The sequence below is a fragment of the Acaryochloris marina S15 genome (genome assembly GCF_018336915.1).
Classification (GTDB): Bacteria; Cyanobacteriota; Cyanobacteriia; order Thermosynechococcales; family Thermosynechococcaceae; genus Acaryochloris; species Acaryochloris marina_A.
In genome coordinates this window covers 148,976-168,185 of record NZ_CP064925.1, presented here as the reverse complement: position 1 = coordinate 168,185, position 19,210 = coordinate 148,976, and the positions used below count along the sequence as shown (strand labels likewise).

Here is a 19,210-nt window from a genome sequence, read left to right as displayed (position 1 = left end):
AGATGTGATTGCGCTTTTCAATGAGCAAGATGACAAGTTTGATCTTTAGATGATTTTTCTTCTGCTGTTTAGGGCAAAATACTGGCTAATTCCAGAGCACTAAATTAACGAGGGTTTTCTTAGCAAATTCCAATATCGCGATCTTGAAGCTATGCAGGAAAAGGATTTCAAGTAAAAGCGCAACTTTCTGTTTAAATGCGCCCGCTGGTCCAACTTACAGCTCTGGAAAAGTACCGCAAAGGTAGTCTCTTACCTTAACTGGTTCTGGGCTTGCATTTTGCCTTTATGTGCTTTTGCAATGGCATTTGCAATCACTAACTCAGAGCCTAAGCCGCTGGTCTCTCCTAGCCCAATCTAGTGACTACTGCTAAGAATTTTGTCGTATTCACGATGGGGACCAATCCAAAACCACACGTAAGCATCATCACGTTTGACTGCTAAGGCCCGGTAATCATCGTTGACCCTTGCCGACCACAGTTTGCTAACGGGTTTGAATCGTAAAGATGGATGTTGTGGATGACGTCGAAGCAGTCGATACTGTTTGCGGGCTTGGCGTTGCAGGTCAGGAGACAGCTTGTTATACAGCTTCCAAAAGGTCTTTGTCGCACGATGCTTCAAGATTGATTGTCTCTCCTGCTTCATCTTCAGCGATAACATCAGCAATGAGCTGATCGAACTGCCCCGCTTCTACATCAGTACGCAGTCGTCGTTCAAAGTCATCATCGCTCTGTTCCAGCCAACCCAAAACAGCCTCCAGCTTCTCTTGAGGCTGTTGCTGTAATAAGTGACTAATCGTTTGCAGCATTTCTTGACGTGTCATGCCCGAATCCTAGCATAGGGGGTACTTCGTTGCCTGGGGAAGGTAAACTCGAAAAGAACAACCTTGACCTAATCGGCTCTGGACCTGGATCTTGCCTCTATGCGCTTTTGCAATCGCCTGAGCAATCGCCAGCCCCAAACCCGAGCCGCCCGTTTGTCGGTTGCGATCGCTATTCACGCGATAAAAGCGGTCAAAGATTTTTGATTGGTATTCAGGGGTAATCCCTACTCCCGTATCTTGCACCTGTATCACCGCCTGCTGGTCTTTCTTCTCTAGCGAAAGTGTGACTTTGCCCCCTTCAGGAGTATGCTGAATCGCATTGATCACCAGATTGAAGACGAGGCGGTACAACTGTGCTTCATCCCCATTAACCCGCAGCGGCTGATCAACCTGAATATCAGTTTGGAGTTGCACCTGTTTATTCAAGGCCAGAGCTGCCAACTCTTCAGCAATATCATTCACCAAATCTTGAAGACAACAGGACTGCTCCGGGCTGGTTTGGGCCTGACGATCCAATCGCGTTAGCAACAGCAAGTCTTGAATCAGTTGTGACAAGCGCTGGTGTTGACGATCCAGAACTTTAAGTGTCTCTCGCGTCTCGGTTTCCGAAAGGTGAGGAGCGTCTAAGACGGATTCTACCGTTGCTTGTGCTGCGGCAATGGGCGTCCGCAACTCATGGGCGGCATCGGCGGTGAACTGCTGCATCTGCTGATAAGACTGATGAATTGGGCGCATCGCCCGCCCTGCTAGCCACCAACTGGCCACTCCCACAAAAGCTAGTGTTAAGGGGAAACCGATAAAAAATGCCAATCTCACGGACGCCAGATATTGGTCAGAGACTTCCAGAGAACTACCCACTTGCAAATATCCCCATAGGGGTACATTTGAATTCTGTAGCGGTAGAGTAATTTGGCGATAGCGGATTTTTGATTGGTCCTTGAGAAATTGCCATGGTTTCGTCGGTGAGGTCATGGGCAACCCCTGAGTCTTGAGTCCAGCCATGGCTAAGAGTTCTTCGGTAGGACTGAGCAGTCGAATGTAGTAGCCACCTTGGAATACCTCTCCAGGTGAGTGATTGGCAACAATAGCCGTTGAGCATTGATGGAAACCAACACAAGAATTTGGTAAGAAACGCTTTGCAGCGTCTGAGATAATACCCGGCTGCTGTAACGTGGGTTCTAGGTTGTCATGTAGTCGGCCTGCAATGGACTTTAATTCTCGATCTGCGGCAATCCGGTGGGCATGATCAATGGCTTCATAAACTCCCAAAGCGCTTAGGGCAAGAATGATGCCCATTACACCTGCATACCAAGTTGCCAAACGCCAGCGCGTCTGACGAAATAGCTTTATCTCATTCATAGGCTGAGACGATAGCCAACACCATAGATCGTCTCAATGGCATTTTCACAGCCCTGTTCAGAAAGCTTGCGCCGCAGTTGACGCATGAGGGCGGCCACCACATTACTAACAGCATAAGCATCAGCCCCCCAGAGCTGGTTGAGGATCTGATCGCGGGTCACAATCTGCGTTGGATGCTGCATGAAATATTCTAGGAGTTGAAATTCTTTGTGGGTCAGGAGAACACTTTGCGGGACTTGCCCATCTACGTCCGCGATAGAGACGTTGTGAGTCCCATAGTCTAAGGTTAGCCGTCCTACCTGGAGTTGCTGAGGTTGAAAGTAGGGGGAACGTCGCTGCAATGCTCGCAGTCGGGCCAAAAGCTCAATCTTACGAAAAGGCTTGACTAAATAATCGTCGGCTCCCGCATCTAAGCCTTCGGCGGTGTCTTCCGGGCGATCTTTTGCCGTCAACATCAATATAGGTAGGGGGCTATTCTGAGTGCGGAGGTGTTGACACAGCTCCACGCCGGAGAGTCCTGGCAATAGCCAATCAAAAATGGCGAGAGTATATTGTGCCCACTGACTCTCCAGGTAGCCCCAAGCCTCTAAACCATCTTGAACCCAATCAACGATATAGGCTTCTTGGGTGAGAGTGCGCTTGATGGCAGCGCCTAAATCTGGTTCATCTTCGACCAGTAGAACTCGCATAAACGTTACAAGGAAACCGTTGCAATCAGAGGGCAGATATCATCGGTTTGAGGTCGAGGCTGGTTGGTCACCCAGCGATCTCGATAGTGTTCCAATTCGGATTTAAAGGTGATCATCTGCTGGATTTGATGGTCAAGCTGTTCAATCTTGTCTTGAAGCAGGGATTGAACCCATTCACAAGGAATATCTCCTTGTTGGTGAATGTTGAGGATTTCCCGAATCTCTTCTAGGGAGAAACCCAAGGTTTGTGCTTTCTTGATAAACTGCACCTGCCGCACAGTCTCTTGGGGATAGTAGCGGTAGCCATTGTCTCCGCGTTCTGAGTGGATTAACGCCAAGCTTTCGTAATATCGTAATGCCCCAACAGCAACCCCAGTTTGCCGTCGAACCTCACCAATTTTCAGGCGTATGGCTGTTGTCATCTTTCCGTTTGGTTGAAAACTACCTTCACTTTAAACCCTACAGTTGACTATAGGGTCAAGTTGATAATCCAGGTAAGCGATGTTGGCCCCTTGACTCTCTAGTCAACTGTAGGGTTTAGCTTAAGAATGACTCTAATCGCACAGAGTAGGTGAGTTATGACGACCTTAAACACAACCCAGACAACTGTTAGACTCTATCGAATGTCTACCCCAGACCATGACTGTCCCTGGGGCCTGAAGGCCATCAATTTGCTCAATGAGCAAAGCATTGAGTATGAAGACCACCAATTGCGCTCTATGGAAGAGGTGGAGGCATTTAAAGCAAAATATGACGTTCCCACCACGCCGCAAATTTTTTTTGGAGAGGAACGTATCGGTGGCTATACCGATCTGGCCCAACATTTTGGTGTGGAAGTTGAGTCTGCTGACTACTCCTACACACCTGTGATTGCCCTCTTCTCCACGGCTGGTTTAATTACCCTTGCAACCTCGTTAGAAATGACAGGTTTTATGGGGGTATCACTATCGATGCTGGCATCCCTGAAGCTGATGGATCTAGATGCCTTTGTCGAAGGATTTCAAAAGTATGACCTTATTACCAAAACATTCAAACCCTATGGTAGAACTTACCCCTTTGCGGAACTGCTGATTGGCCTAGGTTTCTTATCTGGAGTGGCACCACTGTTAACCGGAATTAGTTCTCTGTTGATTGGAGTCAATGGTGCTATCTCAGTGTTCAAGGCAGTTTATATCGATAAGCTGGCGTTGAATTGTGCTTGTGTGGGTGGGAATACAAAGACACCACTGGGTATCATCAGCTTTGCCGAAAACGCGATTATGGCTGGTATGGGAGCATTCCTGATCTTCGCAGCAACTACTGAAGGTAAGCCAGAATCTACTCGTTTGCCAGAGCCATTACCCTCTGCCATTGTTCAACTTCATAATGAAATAGCTTGGCCTGAGACAGTTATAATCCACTCCAGATAATGTTCTTGATTGGTTTGTCACAACCATTTAGTTGATTTGGCCATTGTAAGGGAAACGAACAATCCCCATTAGATTGAGTTTTTTTCTATTGTTTGGATCTCAGCTATCTCATCCTGATTTCATAATTGGTATTTATGCTTGTGTAAGCAAGCGTTTATTCAGTTCAGCTAGGCAGATTCAGTAAAAAAATGCCCCAAGAAAGCGTCGAGCCGAACCAAGCTGAGTCGGAAATATCTGTTTCTTCGCTAGCCAAAGCCAAGGAGACTGAGGCCGATGCGTGCGAGGATAATGACTCTCAGGTCGCCTCGATCAGCCATTCCCCTGGCTTTCGTCCGTTCCGAAGCTTATTAGCGTTGGGCATTTTCATTGTCCTCTCAGGTAGCATCTGGTTTGCTGTCAAACATTTCGGTGGGATGGCGATGGCAGATACAGAGCAGGGAGCAATGGATCATGGGGGTATGTCCCATGATGAGATGATGGCCGTGGATGGGGCATTCAATGCAGTCCCCGTTCAGGTAGAGGAAATCCGTCCCGGTTTGGTTCAGGAAACGGTTCAGTACACAGGCTCGGTATATCCCTATCTTGAAGTCACGGTGTACCCGCGCATCGCGGGGCAACTCAAGGACTACTCAATTTATCCGGGCGATCGCGTTAAAAAGGGTCAAGTGATTGTCCAACTCGATGCTTTAGAGCGACGAACTGATTTGGTCGAGGCGAAGGCTGAGAGGGACGTCATGCGTGAGATTTTGGTCGCCAACAGTATGCAGTTAGAGGAACAACAACGTGAGATTGACCGTATGGCTGCTGAACTGGATTACATGAAGCTCAAGGCCAAACGTTTTAAAGCTCTGGTCGCAGGTGGGGCCATCTCCCAAAACGACTATGACCTCGTTGCATCAGAGGTGACAGCCAAGGAGTCGGCAATTTCGGGAGCAAGAACCAAGTGGGTGCGAATGAAGGCAGAGCTAGGGCGAGACCGTGCCAAGATCAACCAATTCCAAGCAAAGGCAAACACAGCGGTTGTCATGGAGCGCTATACCAATCTCACCGCTCCCATTAGCGGGATTGTACAGTCTCGGATGGCCGATCCGGGGGTAGTGGTTCAGCCCGGAATGGGAGTGCTCAAAATTGGGGACTATAGCCGGGTAAGGCTACGAGCAAATGTCGCTCAGGCTGATGCGGTCGGCATTGGTAAAGGAACCCGCGTCAAAGCAGTGATTCCGGGTACGAAGATGCCACCGATTACAGGCAAAATCACCAGCATTTTCCCCAGCGCGGATCCCCAAACCCGCACAGTCACAGTGGAAGCAGTGGTGAATAACCCCAGCGATCAACTACTGTCGGGGCAGTTTCTAGAAATGCAGATCATCAAAGCCAGTAAACCCGCAACACTGTCCGTCCCCCAGACGGCTTTGCATCAGTTTCGGGGGCAGCCAGCGGTGTGGGTGGTGCAGGGTAGTGGCGAAGAGGCAGTTGCAGTGCGGCGCAGGATAAAACAGGGACTCGTGAGTGGTGATCGCGTTGAAATATTTAAGGGCTTGAAGTCTGGCGATCGTGTCATTACAACGGGCACTTCGCGATTGTTAGAGGACTCAAAGGTTGCGGTCGTCAACGCGGCTGGTGAGCCCGTGGCTTCATTGTCTACACCGACAGCAGGAAATGTCTCAATTCAGCTGGTCAGTCCCAAGACGAAAACTGTGAAGGCCGGAACCGAGGAGTTGATTTTGCAAGTGGTCGATGCGGCCACTCAATCCCCCTTGGCCGTTAAGCAGCTCGTAGTGGATGTGACGATGCCCATGAAAAATATGGCTCCTATGACTGCCATGGTAGACCTCAAAGCTTTGCCGAAACCGGGTCAGTTCCGGGTTAAGACCCACTTTGGGATGAAGGGAGACTGGGTGATTAAGGCCCAAATCAAGGATGCCGAGCATCAAGGACGCGCCCAGTTCAAGCTAACGGCTCAATAGAGCGCCTTTCGAGGAATTGAATTGACCTCAAACAATATCAACAGCATTCATTATGAGGACTGATATGAAGAAATTATTTTTGGCGATCGCTCTCGTGAGCACATTTCTATTTTCCTGTAGTGCGCAATCAGGAGAACAAGCTACAGAGACATCGGACAGCGCAGAAGCTCCCACAGAGCAGGCAAAATCCAAGTCCGATGGCGATAGGGAAGACATGGGCCACAGCCAAACATCAGGCACAGAGCAGGCAAAACAGTCCAAGGATATTCATTTGGTGAGTCCTAAATCCGCCGAAATGCCCATGGGCGATGCCGAACTTGTGGTCCACGTTGAAAAGGAGAATCTCACACCAGATGATGTCTCTGTCCAAGTCTCAATGCCTATGGAAGGCGAAGCAGATATGACCTCCCTGGCCATTGTGGAACCCGGAGATAAAGACCAGGAGTTCAAAATTAAAACCAACTTTGGGATGGCAGGTCCTTGGACAGTTCAGGTGAAGGCCAAGGATGCTGAACCTGCAACCCTAGCCTTTAACATCAAGTAACTTTAGTGAAAGAATTCCTTACCCGCTGGTCTATCAAGCATCCAGTCCTAGTGACTGCATTCTATATCGGCATCTTGATCCTGTCACTACTGGTTTTACTGGGGCTGCCAGTGAGGATGATGCCCTACGTGGAAAGTCCGCTGGTAGCCGTCATTACCCAGGCCCCTGGATCTTCACCGGAGGAAGTGGAAGCCTATATTACCAAACCTCTGGAACAGCGAATGACGGTACTGGAAGATGTCCGGTTCGTGCGTTCAACCTCCCAGCAAAATCTATCCATAGTAACGATCCAGTTTGGCTGGGGCGGCAACATTAACCGGGCAGTGCAGTCCGTCCAAAGCCTTATGAACGCAGCGGAAGGAGATACTGAACTGCAAGGACTTAACGCCCGTTCCTACTGGGTGTTGCCCATTGACCCCTTAAACCGCCCTGTGTTGACCTTGGCCCTGATGGGGGATCAATGGGACCCGGTGCAGTTACGGGAGTTTGCCGATAATACCCTAGTGGATCGACTCACCCAAGTGGAAAATGTCCAGGCAGTTTCGATCCTTGGTGGTTACCGCCGACAGCTTCAAGTGATTGTCGATCGCCAAAAGTTGGGAGCCTATGGGCTATCTATTGTAGAGGTGCGTGATGCTCTGGATCGGAATAATTTGAGTCAAGGCTCTGGCATCCTAACTCAGGGGGACACAGAAATCCTCGTGCGCACTGATGAGCGGGTGCAAAATGCAGCAGCATTGCTGGCCTATCCACTTCTAGAGCGCGATGGCCAAGTGGTCTATCTTCGGGATGTGGCGACGGTTGAGGATACCTTTGAAGAACGGCGCAGCAGTTACCGCTACAACAGCCAAGCGGCCCTCGCTGTGAACATTATTCAAAAGCCGGACTCTAGTTCACCTGCAGTGATTAAACGGGTGCGTGCAGAACTAGAGAAGATTAAACAGGAATATCCAGGATTGGAATTTCAAGAAGCTTATGACAACTCCTTCCTGGTCGATATCATTTTGCAGAGCACGTTTAAGGAATTGCTCATCAGTGTTCTTCTCGCTGGGGGAGTTATTTTACTCTTCCTAGAAGATTTTCGTGCCACAGCATTGATCATGATTTCTATTCCCATGTCGCTGGCGCTTTCAACATTACCCTTTGGCCCCATGCAGATGTCTCTCAACTCTTCGACATTGATTGGCATGATGATGGCGATCGGGAAGTTGGTGGATGACTCCATTATTGTGATTGACGCCATCGAGCAAAAAATCCGCCAGGGATTCCGTCCGCTAGCAGCGGCTATTCGGGGAACTGGTGAAGTCTTTTTAGCCAGTGTTGCAGCCAGCTGTGTGATGGTAGCTGCCTTGCTGCCGAGCATGCTGTCTGGTGGTCTGACAGGACTCATGTTTGTGGGCCTTGTGTGGCCGATGATTTTTGCATTTGTGGCGTCGGTAGTGGTGTCGGTCACGCTGGTACCACTCCTGGCGGCATTCTTTTATCGCACCTGGTCTCCAACCCGTCACAAAACTTGGTTACAAAAACTGCTGACCCCCATTAGCTATAGTTTCCGACAATTAGAACGCGGTTATAGCTGGCTCTTACAGCTAACGCTTCGCAACCGGGAAGTGACTTTGGCCGTCATCGCTTCTACGGTGGTGCTGGCAATCTCGCTCTATCCGCTCGTACCCCAGGAAATGATGCCCCTAGGCGATTCCGGGCAGTTTATGGCTTCACTAGAAATGGAGGCAGGTAGTTCCTTTGCTAAAACCGATTCCAGTACTGCCCAGCTAGAAGCGCTGTTACTCCAACAGCCTGAGGTGGAAAAAGTCTCCTCCCAAGTGGGCTTTGAACTTACCCGAAATAGCACCTACTTCACGGGCTACAGTATGGGCAATGCCAATACTGCCTCGCTCACCGTGACGTTGAAGCTGAATCGTAAGCGTGACATCTGGCAAGTGATGGATGAGGTTCATGCCGAGGCAATGGCAACGATTTCCGGTATCCGACGGCTGGCGCTCAAAGAAATGGGTGTGGATGTAATGGCTACCTCCGCTGCACCCGTTCAGCTAGCGATCTATGGCAATGATCTCAATATCCTCCACAAACTGGCGAACAACGTGTTGCGGATTGCTGAAGAAACACCGGGACTAATGATGGCTCACACCAGCGCAGCCATGACTCAGCCAGAGCTAATGCTAAATATTGATCGCCGCCGTGCCCAGGAGTTGGGTTTGAATGTAGAAGCCATTGCCACCCAAGCCCGATTTGCCCTCAATGGCGGTATGACCCAGCGTTCTTACAACCGACCAAATCTAAGACAAAATTCAATTTTAGTACGCTATGACGAAGTGGATCGGGGAACAGTCCAAGATTTAGAAAGCACCTACCTGACAACATCCTATGGCAAACAGGTTCCCATGAATACACTGGTGCAGCTCGACTATCGTCAAGGACCAACGTTGATTGAACATGTCAACGGCAAGCGGGTGGTTTATGTCAATGGTTACTACCGCCGTCAGGGTCCTGCTTCAATGGATCTGAGTATGGCGATCGCCATGCGTGCTGGAGCTGAGTTAGAGATTCCACCTGGCTATGGGATTGACTCCATGGGTGATATGACCGATATGATGACTGAGTTCACACGCCTGCTCGATGGTCTAGCCATTTCGCTAGTGCTGATTTATATCATTCTGGTCATCCAGTTCAATTCCTTTATTCACCCCTTGGTGATGATGCTATCGGTACCGTTGCAACTCGTGGGTGTCTTTGGTGGGTTGATTCTCGCCAATCAAACGCTGTCCACGGTCTCAATTCTGGGGATTATCATTCTCTCGGGACTGTCTTTGTCAGCAGCAATTTTGCTATTGGAGCTGATTATAACCAAGCGAAAAGAAGGTATTTCCAGAGAGGAGGCGATCTCACAGGCTGGACCAGTACGGCTAAAAGCAATTGTGATGACTACACTGACCACACTAATTGTTGTAGTTCGGCTGGCCTTCTTCCCTGAAATTGGCTCGGATGCCTATTCATCTATTGCAACTGTGATTTTAGGAGGGCTGGTGATTTCGACTCTGCTAACGCTGATTGTGGTGCCGATTGTCTATACGTTTGTGGATGATGCTATAGAGTTCATCAAGGGCTTAACGCAAAGAAGATCTCAGGGAAAGCAACGAAAATCGCTACAAGTGAATAAGCCTTAGAAGTTCCATAGGAAGTTCCTTGAACCGGCCCTGCACACATAAGTCGAGTTTGACTAGGAATTGTTCTCCTCCGGTTTTTCCTGTCAAGCTTAATGAGACGGACGGGTGGAATGTCGGAGCGTTGAGCAAAACGCAACATCAATTACACCACAGAGCATGAAGTTCAAGATCACACTATTAGATCGGTGATTCTTATTCCAGATTTTATAGCGCTACTAAAGCGTGTTAAGACATTCATCGAGCAGAACTATTCGGTTGCCAGCTTCTAAGCATGAAATCCGTCCTAAGCAAAATGCGTAGTGCTATATATAGAAATCTGGAGTAACAATCACCGATCTTATATAGTGATCTTCAAGTTCGTTCTGTGGTCAAATCTATGTCGCGTTTCTCTCAAACTTCCGACATCCCAACCGTCCGTCTGATTGAGTTCGGCACAGAAAAACTAGAGGAGAGCAAACCTGCATCTGAAACGCCCTTGCCTAAGCCAGCGGTGGTGAACTTGCGTCAAGTCAGAATCGAACAGTTCCTCACCCTGAAGAACCTGGCGGCTAACACCCGACGCAACTATGAACGTCATCTACGACAGTTCAGTTTGTGGGTGAACAAGGACTGGCATCAGATTACTATGAACGATCTGAAACGCTACAAGACTTATCTAGAGTCAGGTCAGCAGTTAAAGCAGGGGTCGGTAGGGGCAATATTGACGGCTCTTAAAAGCTTCTTTTCTTGGCTTAAGAAGGCTGGGTATATCGAGGACAATCCCGGTGCGGCCATTAGTATTCCAGTAACGCCAGAGACGGAGGGGAAGAATCTAGAGCTGTTTCAGGTGGAAGCACTGTTTGAGGCACTGGAGAAGCGGAAGACACAGAGACGAGATCGGGCGATCCTCTGTTTGATGGTGTTTGCCGGGATGCGGGCAGAGGAAATCTCTAGTCTCAATGCTGGGGATTATAACGGGGTGGAAATCACTATCCGTCAGGCCAAGCATGGATCCGTGGGTCGGGTGCCTGTCGATGAGCAAACCGATGAAGCACTGCGGGCTAATCTTCGAGTTCGGATGGTGGACGGTGAGGGAGGGATGACAGCGGATGATCCGATGTTTGTCTCTACGAGTCATCGAAATAAGGTTAGTGTCCCGATTTATTCGCCACGGTTTTTGAGCCGATCATGCTTGGCATGATCCCTACGAAAAACGAGGAAGAGAATTGCTAAACAGCTCTCTTCATTAGGGAACGCACCAATTTCATCGGCCTTGGTTCGGAATTCCCGGAACAACCGCTCGAGTGCATTTGAGGTTCGAATGAGTGAGTGAAGAGATGCATCAAAATCATAGAAGTTCAAAGTCAGGGCACAATCGTTGATAAAGGTTCTGACGGCGTCAGGTTCGATGTCTGTCCACTTTTTCTCAAACACCAGAAATGAAATAACTGCCCCTTCCCAGGTGGGCGCTTTATAGATGGCGTAGGCATCATGTTGAATTTGTGCATACCGCTGTTTCTTAGCTTCAGGAAGTGAAAGCTCTTGTCCTTGCGCATCCAGGTACGACAATTGCCCATAGCCTAAATGCCGCAGCATGGCTCGAACCTTGTGGGTAATGCAGCGTTGATGTTGTGCGAGGGGAAACAGAGCACGAATCACCTTAGGCAACCCAGTCGTACCATCACTCACAATCAACTTCACCGAATAGGGTTGCAATCCCCGTTGCCACAGATGCGCAAAGAATAGTGACCAAGCTGCCTCCGATTCTTGCGTCGCCATTTCATAATGAAGCACCGTTTGGGTGCCATCGGGCCACACTGCCATAGCGACTAGAATGACTCGGTCTTCTGCATGGCGTAGTTTCCGGATATGCCCAGCTTGGTCTTCCCAAAAGTCTTCTGAGGAACACTGAACACTAGCCCAAACACCATCGACAATCAGAATAGGAGGGGTTTCCTCAAGACGAGTCTGACGCCTTTGGAACATTTGCTTCTGAGCTTTTAGCGTAATTCGGTTAATGGCATTAACGGATAAGACTGCTCCTAGAATCTCATAGAGAGCTTCTTGCAAGTCCCGAAGCGATAAACCCATGACATACAGGCCGAGGCAAAAATCGAGGAGACTGCCAAGGGCACGTTGGTAACGTTCTAAAATCTGCCACTCTCGGTCTGCGTTCCCTTTACGTAGTTTAGGGACAGACAGTTGAGGGATCCTGCCATACTGCGTATCTAGAACCCGTTGATAATAACCTGAGCGCCGAGGTCGAGTCCCTTGAAGTTGGGATAGATAGGCTTGCACTTCTTCGTCTAGTGCTGCCTCTATTATTTTCTGGGTGACTTGGCTTGCTTCCAGGCGTAGGGTTGCTTCCAGGGCTTCGTTAATAGAGGCATAGGAGCTTTGGGATTGGATGCGGATAATCTGTTGTTCGCGCTGGGCAATGTTCATCAAGAAATGCTCTGAAGTCACTATTAATACAGCATTTCAGGAATTTCAACTCATGGCGAATAAATCGGGACACTACGGAAATAAGGGTCAACGGTTGGGGTATGAGGGGATCTATAAGATGGTCAAAGCCTTGGCCCAAGATGCAGGCTGGCCTGATATTCATCCCCATAAAGGACGACATACCTATGCGAGTCAATTAATTGAGAATGGCATGGATGCATATTTGGCGATGACGTTGATGCGGCAGCGATCTGTAAAGGCATTCGAGGTCTATTCCCAGAAGGTCCGGTATCGGACGGCTAAAGGAGTGTTCTTAGAAAGTAAAGGGGAAGTGGAACGACAGCCGATGCCGCTGGAGGAGCTGGTGGCTTTTAGTGAGGTGCCAGTGGCTGAAAAGGCAATTGAGCTGAAGGCTATCGTTGATGAGCGTGCGAACTGGCCCAAGATTAGGGTTGTGGATATGCCCTTGAATGCAGTCCAGGTAGGGCTGACTCTTGAGGTTTCAGGGAAGAAGAAGAGTGCGGTCAGGAAAGCGATCGAGGAAAAGGTCTTGAGTTCGTATCAGATGGTCAAACCTAAGAAGAGGGGGAATGAGTATGAGCTGACGGTTTTGGTTGAGGAAGATAATGCGTTGTCTGCTATCACCGATCAGATGAAATGGGATATGGAGCTACTGGCAGAGCTAGATGATTGTGCGGTGAAGGTGGTGTGGTTGGGGATGGCTTGATAGTGAGGGGGCAGCGGGTTGCTCCCGCTGATTCTAAAACACTAGGTCTTCAAGAAATCATTGGATAGCAGTAAAGCCTTGCCAAAATAGTTAAAGAAGGAATCACTAAGTATTAAGTGTATTCATTTGTAGCCACTTTGTCAGGAAACAGCACTAGATAATTTTTTAGGTCAAAGAGTATCTATGGATTTTTCACAAGAATTTAGACGAGCAATTTCTCAAAATTCTCCATTGGAAAGATTTATATCCTTGATTGAAAGAACAACAAGCTGTGACTATATTCTTCAAGAAGAAGTCCCTGAAAGTCCTGTTTATTTAGCATTAATGAGTGATCGATTAGACGTCGTTAAGCTATTAGTACAGAATGGAGCATCAATAGAACCTCTAGAAATATACAAAAAATCAGAAAATACCTATCCTGAGTTTGATGATTTCGGTTTTGAAGATGATGAAGACAGGTTTACCTCAGATCCTTTAATAACTGCTGCTGCTCGTGGGAAACAAGAAGTGTTTAATTTCTTGGCTCCTTTAGCTTCTATAAGCCATCGCAGGAAGGCAACCTTACACTTAGCTGAAGGAATCCAGCATCACTCAATTTCAAGTTCAGATGATGAAGCTACATTTCAACGGACGGTTAATGCTCGTCCAAGCTCAGGCAATCAAGATGATATCGGTCAGTGGCTGACTGATTTAGCTAAGGTAACTATTTTTGAACAAGATCCAATCGATACGATCAGTTCTCTCTCTGTTCAATTTCTGGAAAGGTGCCAAAGCCAAATATCACAAGGTTTAGATATCAATACCTTGTTAGATAATGGATGTACCTTTCTGTGGACTGCTGCTCACAACGGATATGTTAAAGCAACCTCCTCGCTGATTGAATTAGGTGCATCAGTTGATATTCCTAACAAAACAGATGGCTGGACACCATTAATGATAGCTGTTGATGCTCATATCCCTTGGACATTTGGGACAAAGACTGTTTTTGGAGAATCAAAAAGTCGTCAAGTAGAGATTGTCAATCTCTTACTTCAAGCAGGTGCAAATATACATCATCAAGGAATGAAGGGTGAGTCAGCTTTGCTTTTAGCAAGTGACTTTGAGCAGGATAAAGGTTTCGATGAGGAGTTAATTGATATTGCAATTAATGAAATGGAAATGACTTTAGGGAGCGTGGCAAATTGATCGACTCTAGTGCAAAAAATGGATGGGACAAGAACTGATTAGAGCGATTAAAACCGGGGAGTCTCGATATAGCAGAGCACTGACGAAATAAGGAAATCGTCAGATCTAGTTGTTATCCTGTTGTTTGTTGCGATTTTACCCCAGCTAACTCAACAATTCGCCACGGGCAACTTCAGCCCAGTATGTCGTATACCTCGGCGATCGCCACTTGGACTGCATTCGCCAGGTCTGTCACATCTCCCTCACCCGACACCACGAGATCTGCCAATGCAGCACCAGGCGCAACCAGCTCTTTATGAGTAGGCATGACATTAGCCTGCCATTCCTGAATCACATTGGACTCTGACCTCAGCTTCTCCTTGCCATCCCTGACAATCCTCCGATTCATCCGTAGACCATCTGGAGTCTCGACGTAAACCTTGAAGTCCAGACACTCCAGAATTTCGGGCAGGGTCAGCACAAAGATTCCCTCGACAATAATGATCGGATGGGGATGCACTAGCTCAGTTTCTTCTTTTCGGGAATTGCCTATCATGTCATACACAGGCAACTCTGCAGGGTGATCAGACCGCAGTCCCTTCAGATGATCGATCATCAGGTCAGTCTCCAGAGCTTCTGGCAGATCATAGTTACCACAGGGCATATGCCGATAGTACCGATCGTGACTGATGATTAGGGCACTGCCATTACAGCGATCGACTAAAGCATTAGCCAGGGTGGTTTTACCTGAGCCGCTGCCGCCAGCTATGCCGATGATTGTGGGTGTAGTCATGGGTGGGGTGGGATGAAAAGATTAGTGGATCTCATAATCTCTACCTAATCTCGCTGGGTCAATAGCACTTACAATAATGGCTGTCTTCTATTTATAAATTGCCACCTCATGAAGAATTCGAGGAAAGTGAGGATTATCTCATTATTTAACCAAGCTGGTGGGGTTGGAAAAAGTACACTAACTATGAACTTAGGCTATCACTTAGCGATTAGCGATAAAAGAGTATTGTTAATTGATCTTGATCCTCAAGCAAGCCTCACACTTTTTATGGGGTTAGCACCTAACCAGATTGAGAAAACCATCAAGAATTCAATATTGGACAAAGAGCCTCTTCCAATTTGCACTCTGCATGGCATGGATTTAGTACCTTCAAATATTCTTTTTAGTGCCGCTGAACAACAACTCTCATCTATTCTTCGTGGTGAATCTCGGTTGAAGCAAGCTCTTTCTCCGATAAAGAACAATTATGACTTCATACTCATAGATTCACCACCAACTCTAGGAATTTTGAGTATTCTAGGACTAGTTGCATCAGATTATGTCCTCATTCCAAGCCAAACACACTTTAAAAGTACACAAGGAACAGACCTAGTATTGAATTCGATCGCTGAAGTTAGACAAGTACTAGAACATGATTTAAAGATTGCAGGTTTAATTCCAAATTTATATACAAAAGGAACAATACAAGACTTGGAAGCCCTAGAATTCTTAAAATCACAACTTGCTCCTATCACAAAAGTCTATCCACCAATACCTCGTTCAACTGCATTTGCTGATGCTTCACAAGAACGACAACCACTCGCTGTATATAATTCACGTCATCCGGCAGTAACTATATTGGATGGAATTGCAAAAGACTTAGAGGAATTATTGTGACACGACGTAAAGAACGCACCCCATATGAACCTATGAGCGGGGTAAGAGCTTTGATTGAACCTTTACCTAAGAATTCAAGCTCTTTTTATCAACATACTCTGGAAGTATCTAAGATCCAAGCATCAAAAGAGCAACCTCGTCGTTACTTCAATCCTGAAAAGATGAAGGAATTGACGACATCTATACAGACTCATGGAATTTTGGAACCCCTAATCGTGCGTCCTATCTCTGAGGATAGGTATGAGTTAGTCGCAGGAGAGAGAAGATTACGTGCTGCACAATCAGCCGGATTTGAAGAAGTCCCAGTATCAATTCGTGAATTAACTGATGAAGAAGCAATACAACTTGCACTTGTTGAAAATTTACAGAGGGAAGATCTTAATCCAGTTGAAGAAACTGAGGGAATTCTCTATCTGCTGTCTTATCAACTTCAGCAGAAGCGTGACTCCATAATTGCCCTTCTTCAACGGATGGATAATGAAGCAAAGGGTAAAGTTACCCGTAACGTTACGGGTAAACCGGAGGCAGAAATAATAGAAACTATTTTCAAGACAGTAGGTGGCATGACATGGAAATCTTTTGTAAGGAATCGTCTGCCTTTACTGAAATGGCCTACAGATGTCTTAAATGCAGTAAGAGATGGGAAATTAGAATATACTAAAGGAAGTATAATCGCCCGAATTCAAGATAAGCCTAAAAGGCAGCGATTACTAAAGACTGCCATAAAAAATGACTTAACTCTCGCTGAAATTAAACTAAGAGTCCAAGAACTTATCCCAAAAAGCATAAAGCCTAATCAAGGCGGACCTCTTATGCAGGATATTGACCAAGCTTATAAACAAGTTAAAAAGTCAAAGATCTGGAAAAATCCCAAAAAGAAAAAGCAACTGGAAAGACTTCTCTTGCAGTTAACAAGGCTACTTGAGGGTGAGGATTAACCACGATATCCGACGGAAAGCACTTCAAAATTACATTATGTAACTCCAGCAAACATTTTCTGAAGGATTTTCAAGAGTCTGATCTAAATAAGCCAATCTGGTGCAACGCTAGGGTCGAGTCTGCCAAGTTTTGCCGGAATCTGGGATAGAGGAAAGTCTCAGGGAGATTCGCAAATGGGAATGAGGGGTTGTTAGTGAGGATGTTAAGGGAAGAAAAACCGCTCGCCGCAGTGCAGGTTCCGGGGGCTGCTGTTGAGTCGATGATGGGCTTGAGATGATGCGAGAGTGGGTGCCCCAAAACAAGCAAGAGCTTAGCGCACCCTAGATCGGCAATGTCGCCATCGCAAAGCCGTGCCTTTGCTCCGCTCCCTGGCTTTACTTGGAGATGTTGCACTACTGGAGGATTGAGTCTTCCCTGGGTTGAATCACCTGAACTCCTATTTCTTGAATCCACACATAGCTGAAGTCTTCAAAATCTTTCCCAGGTACGGCTACACGTTCCGAGCCTTTCTGCCTAGCAATAAACTTATCTCGCCATCTTTCCCAGACGAGGATAGAGGGATACTCTATATCTGCGCTGAACTTAGCCCATGATTTCTTTTGAAACCGCGAGAAATCAAAATGCATCAGTTTGGACTTAACTTCAATCAAATTTAAATCAATCAGCTTCTGAATAACGGCTGTATATCCAGTTGAGGGTTCACCATGATTGATGATTGGCATTTCACAATACAGTTTAATCGTCTTACCAGGATACTTTTTGGCAAGCCTCACAATCGCTAATTGCTTGAGAGAAAGAGTTGGGATACAAACCATTTGATTAATCCGCGCTAGCAGAATATTAGCACCGCCTCACTCCACTTTCTAAGGTTTGTGCCTATTCAATCGCGTACACATCCATTACTGGAGGCGGATTTTCGACGTAAGAAATAGCAAGCCTTAGATAAAAAAAGGGCACCCTAAATGTATCAGGTGGAGCCATTGTTTACGAGCTTACCTCTATTTTTTAGGCTCTCTGGGAATTAGCGTGGTAGCCGCTAGATATAGTGTTTAGGTCAAGGCAAAAGTCTGATACCCATTGAGATCAAGCGAAATCCTTTGGAAGAGCCTTTCAATATCGAAAATACCGTAGCATCGTCTTTTTAGGACCTTAACTCGGTTGTTAAATCCTTCGACAAAGCCACTGGTCCATCCCTCCAGAAAATAGTTGGTCATCTCATCCATCCAATTGTTGACAGTGATCAGGAAACTCTCAAAATCCTTGATGTCACTTTTGAGGACTCGTTTACACCAAGCCCGGATGGCACATTTAGCTCCGTTTTTGGTGTACCTACCCTCAAATATCTGTGTCAATTCCTCTCGGAGTTTGTAGGCCTGCTTCATCTCAGGAGAATAAGCAAACACTCGCTCAAGCAACTGTTGTTCTGACTCCTGGAGATTCTCAGGCCGTTTTCGAAAGGCCCACATCGCACCTTTGATACTGTCATAGTCTTGCTTAGGGAGTTCTTGGCGTAGACGTTTGACCTCCCGTTTACGAACTGTATCGGCACAATTACGATAGGCTTTGGCCACATGAAAGCGGTCAATGACAATTTTGGATTGAGGGAGTTGTTCACGGACTGCACTGACAAATCCTTGATACATATCAGTACAAACCCGCTCAATGGTTTGGCGTAAATGAAGGGGAATCGATTTAAGGAAATTTGCAACGGTCTGTTGTTTACGGTCAGCCAGAACTGCCAATATGTCTACTCCGCCTGTGGTAGGAATCGTGATCAAAACTACAAAATCACGGTGGCCTCTTTTCAGAGAAATCTCGTCAATCCCGATAACCTTGAGGTCTAAATATTCGCTCCAGTCAACTTGACAGGCAATCCAGCGATCAATAATGCCACTGACGACACCTTCACTAACGCCTAGTTTTCTAGCAACATCTGAGACCGTTGAGTTGATCAGGATACGCAGAAGCCAATGCTCATAAGCTTTTGTATTGGGACTGCGAGGTTCATGCCATTCTAAGCGTTGAGTTGTTGTGGGATGGTCATCGCAATACCCGCATCGATAGCGCTTGGGCCGAATTTCTAAATACACTGGTACTTCGAACAATGGCATGTGACGAATTCGAAGAGCCTGATCATGGCAGTGAAGGTCAGTAATCTCATGTCCACATTTGTGGCAGGTTGTTCCTTGCAGAGTACTCTCAATTTTGATCAGCCAATCCCCTCGTTCCGTCTTCGATAGCTCTAGAACTTGAACATCGGGAAGGTTGAGGGGAATGCGAATTGAGTTATCCATGACACTCTCGTTCTGAAGTA

19 protein-coding genes and 1 pseudogene are annotated in these 19,210 nt (G+C 47.0%); 9 read left to right on the top strand and 11 right to left on the bottom strand.

The window, feature by feature from the left end:
- Positions 1 to 354: 354 nt before the first annotated feature.
- The 5 genes from I1H34_RS29190 to I1H34_RS29170 are packed head-to-tail and all read right to left on the bottom strand — an operon-like array spanning position 355 to position 3,290.
- Positions 355 to 618 (bottom strand): ParE family toxin-like protein, encoded by a 264-nt coding sequence (locus tag I1H34_RS29190; RefSeq protein ID WP_212666845.1) that lies wholly within the window; start codon positions 616 to 618, stop codon positions 355 to 357.
- A complete protein-coding gene (locus I1H34_RS29185) occupies positions 578 to 820 on the bottom strand; it encodes a hypothetical protein (RefSeq protein WP_212666844.1) in 243 nt (80 codons plus the stop codon). The genes I1H34_RS29190 and I1H34_RS29185 overlap by 41 nt, the downstream gene beginning before the upstream one ends.
- A 9-nt stretch (positions 821 to 829) precedes the next feature.
- Positions 830 to 2,179, bottom strand: coding sequence for a two-component system sensor histidine kinase RppB (gene rppB, locus I1H34_RS29180; RefSeq protein ID WP_212666843.1), 1,350 nt, complete (start codon positions 2,177 to 2,179; stop codon positions 830 to 832).
- Positions 2,176 to 2,868 carry a two-component system response regulator RppA gene (gene rppA, locus I1H34_RS29175; RefSeq protein ID WP_212666842.1) on the bottom strand — a complete coding sequence of 231 codons (693 nt, stop codon included), beginning with the start codon at positions 2,866 to 2,868 and terminating at the stop codon, positions 2,176 to 2,178. Before rppA ends, rppB begins: the two co-directional genes overlap by 4 nt.
- A gap of 5 nt (positions 2,869 to 2,873) precedes the next feature.
- Positions 2,874 to 3,290: a heavy metal-responsive transcriptional regulator gene (locus I1H34_RS29170; RefSeq protein WP_212666841.1), complete on the bottom strand. Its 417-nt coding sequence runs from the start codon at positions 3,288 to 3,290 to the stop codon at positions 2,874 to 2,876.
- A 156-nt stretch (positions 3,291 to 3,446) separates the two neighbouring features.
- On the opposite strand from I1H34_RS29170, the gene I1H34_RS29165 reads away from it, so the two are divergent.
- The 5 genes from I1H34_RS29165 (at position 3,447) to I1H34_RS29145 (ending at position 11,153) form a co-directional block, all read left to right on the top strand.
- Positions 3,447 to 4,277: a glutaredoxin family protein gene (locus I1H34_RS29165; RefSeq protein WP_212666840.1), complete on the top strand. Its 831-nt coding sequence runs from the start codon at positions 3,447 to 3,449 to the stop codon at positions 4,275 to 4,277.
- Between the two features lie 188 nt (positions 4,278 to 4,465).
- A complete protein-coding gene (locus I1H34_RS29160) occupies positions 4,466 to 6,244 on the top strand; it encodes an efflux RND transporter periplasmic adaptor subunit (protein ID WP_212666839.1) in 1,779 nt (592 codons plus the stop codon).
- Positions 6,245 to 6,308: 64 nt separating this feature from the next.
- Complete coding sequence (locus I1H34_RS29155; protein ID WP_212666838.1) at positions 6,309 to 6,788, top strand: FixH family protein; 480 nt, start codon at positions 6,309 to 6,311, stop codon at positions 6,786 to 6,788.
- 5 nt (positions 6,789 to 6,793) lie between these two features.
- Positions 6,794 to 9,973, top strand: a complete 3,180-nt coding sequence (locus I1H34_RS29150) for an efflux RND transporter permease subunit (protein WP_212666837.1) — start codon at positions 6,794 to 6,796, stop codon at positions 9,971 to 9,973.
- A gap of 376 nt (positions 9,974 to 10,349) precedes the next feature.
- Positions 10,350 to 11,153, top strand: a complete 804-nt coding sequence (locus tag I1H34_RS29145) for a tyrosine-type recombinase/integrase (RefSeq protein WP_212666836.1) — start codon at positions 10,350 to 10,352, stop codon at positions 11,151 to 11,153.
- Here the strand turns inward: I1H34_RS29145 and I1H34_RS29140 are convergent.
- Positions 11,114 to 12,397: an IS256 family transposase gene (locus tag I1H34_RS29140; RefSeq protein ID WP_212666775.1), complete on the bottom strand. Its 1,284-nt coding sequence runs from the start codon at positions 12,395 to 12,397 to the stop codon at positions 11,114 to 11,116. The genes I1H34_RS29145 and I1H34_RS29140 overlap by 40 nt on opposite strands.
- A gap of 52 nt (positions 12,398 to 12,449) precedes the next feature.
- On the opposite strand from I1H34_RS29140, the gene I1H34_RS29135 reads away from it, so the two are divergent.
- Both I1H34_RS29135 and I1H34_RS29130 read left to right on the top strand, forming a co-directional pair.
- Positions 12,450 to 13,124, top strand: coding sequence for a site-specific integrase (locus I1H34_RS29135; RefSeq protein WP_212666835.1), 675 nt, complete (start codon positions 12,450 to 12,452; stop codon positions 13,122 to 13,124).
- A 183-nt stretch (positions 13,125 to 13,307) separates the two neighbouring features.
- Positions 13,308 to 14,309 carry an ankyrin repeat domain-containing protein gene (locus I1H34_RS29130; protein WP_212666834.1) on the top strand — a complete coding sequence of 334 codons (1,002 nt, stop codon included), beginning with the start codon at positions 13,308 to 13,310 and terminating at the stop codon, positions 14,307 to 14,309.
- Positions 14,310 to 14,453: 144 nt separating this feature from the next.
- Here the strand turns inward: I1H34_RS29130 and I1H34_RS32440 are convergent, their stop codons facing one another.
- Together I1H34_RS32440 and I1H34_RS29125 are read right to left on the bottom strand one after the other, a co-directional pair.
- Positions 14,454 to 14,528, bottom strand: a complete 75-nt coding sequence (locus tag I1H34_RS32440) for a DUF4113 domain-containing protein (RefSeq protein ID WP_249370308.1) — start codon at positions 14,526 to 14,528, stop codon at positions 14,454 to 14,456.
- 40 nt (positions 14,529 to 14,568) lie between these two features.
- Positions 14,569 to 15,081: pseudogene (locus tag I1H34_RS29125) on the bottom strand (uridine kinase family protein); the annotation flags it as partial.
- Positions 15,082 to 15,189: 108 nt separating this feature from the next.
- On the opposite strand from I1H34_RS29125, the gene I1H34_RS29120 reads away from it, so the two are divergent.
- Positions 15,190 to 15,957: a ParA family protein gene (locus I1H34_RS29120; protein WP_212666832.1), complete on the top strand. Its 768-nt coding sequence runs from the start codon at positions 15,190 to 15,192 to the stop codon at positions 15,955 to 15,957.
- Positions 15,954 to 16,895, top strand: a complete 942-nt coding sequence (locus tag I1H34_RS29115; RefSeq protein ID WP_235112210.1) for a ParB/RepB/Spo0J family partition protein — start codon at positions 15,954 to 15,956, stop codon at positions 16,893 to 16,895. The genes I1H34_RS29120 and I1H34_RS29115 overlap by 4 nt, the downstream gene beginning before the upstream one ends.
- A 70-nt stretch (positions 16,896 to 16,965) precedes the next feature.
- Here the strand turns inward: I1H34_RS29115 and I1H34_RS29110 are convergent, their stop codons facing one another.
- The 3 genes from I1H34_RS29110 to I1H34_RS29100 form a co-directional block, all read right to left on the bottom strand.
- Entirely contained in the window at positions 16,966 to 17,289 is a 324-nt protein-coding gene (locus tag I1H34_RS29110; protein WP_212666831.1) for a hypothetical protein, read from the bottom strand.
- The gene (locus tag I1H34_RS29105; protein ID WP_212666830.1) at positions 17,289 to 17,711 is read right to left on the bottom strand and encodes a hypothetical protein; all 423 of its coding nucleotides are present in this window, start codon (positions 17,709 to 17,711) and stop codon (positions 17,289 to 17,291) included. The genes I1H34_RS29110 and I1H34_RS29105 overlap by 1 nt, the downstream gene beginning before the upstream one ends.
- Positions 17,712 to 17,945: 234 nt before the next feature.
- Positions 17,946 to 19,190, bottom strand: coding sequence for an ISL3 family transposase (locus I1H34_RS29100; protein WP_212666794.1), 1,245 nt, complete (start codon positions 19,188 to 19,190; stop codon positions 17,946 to 17,948).
- Positions 19,191 to 19,210: the final 20 nt, after the last annotated feature.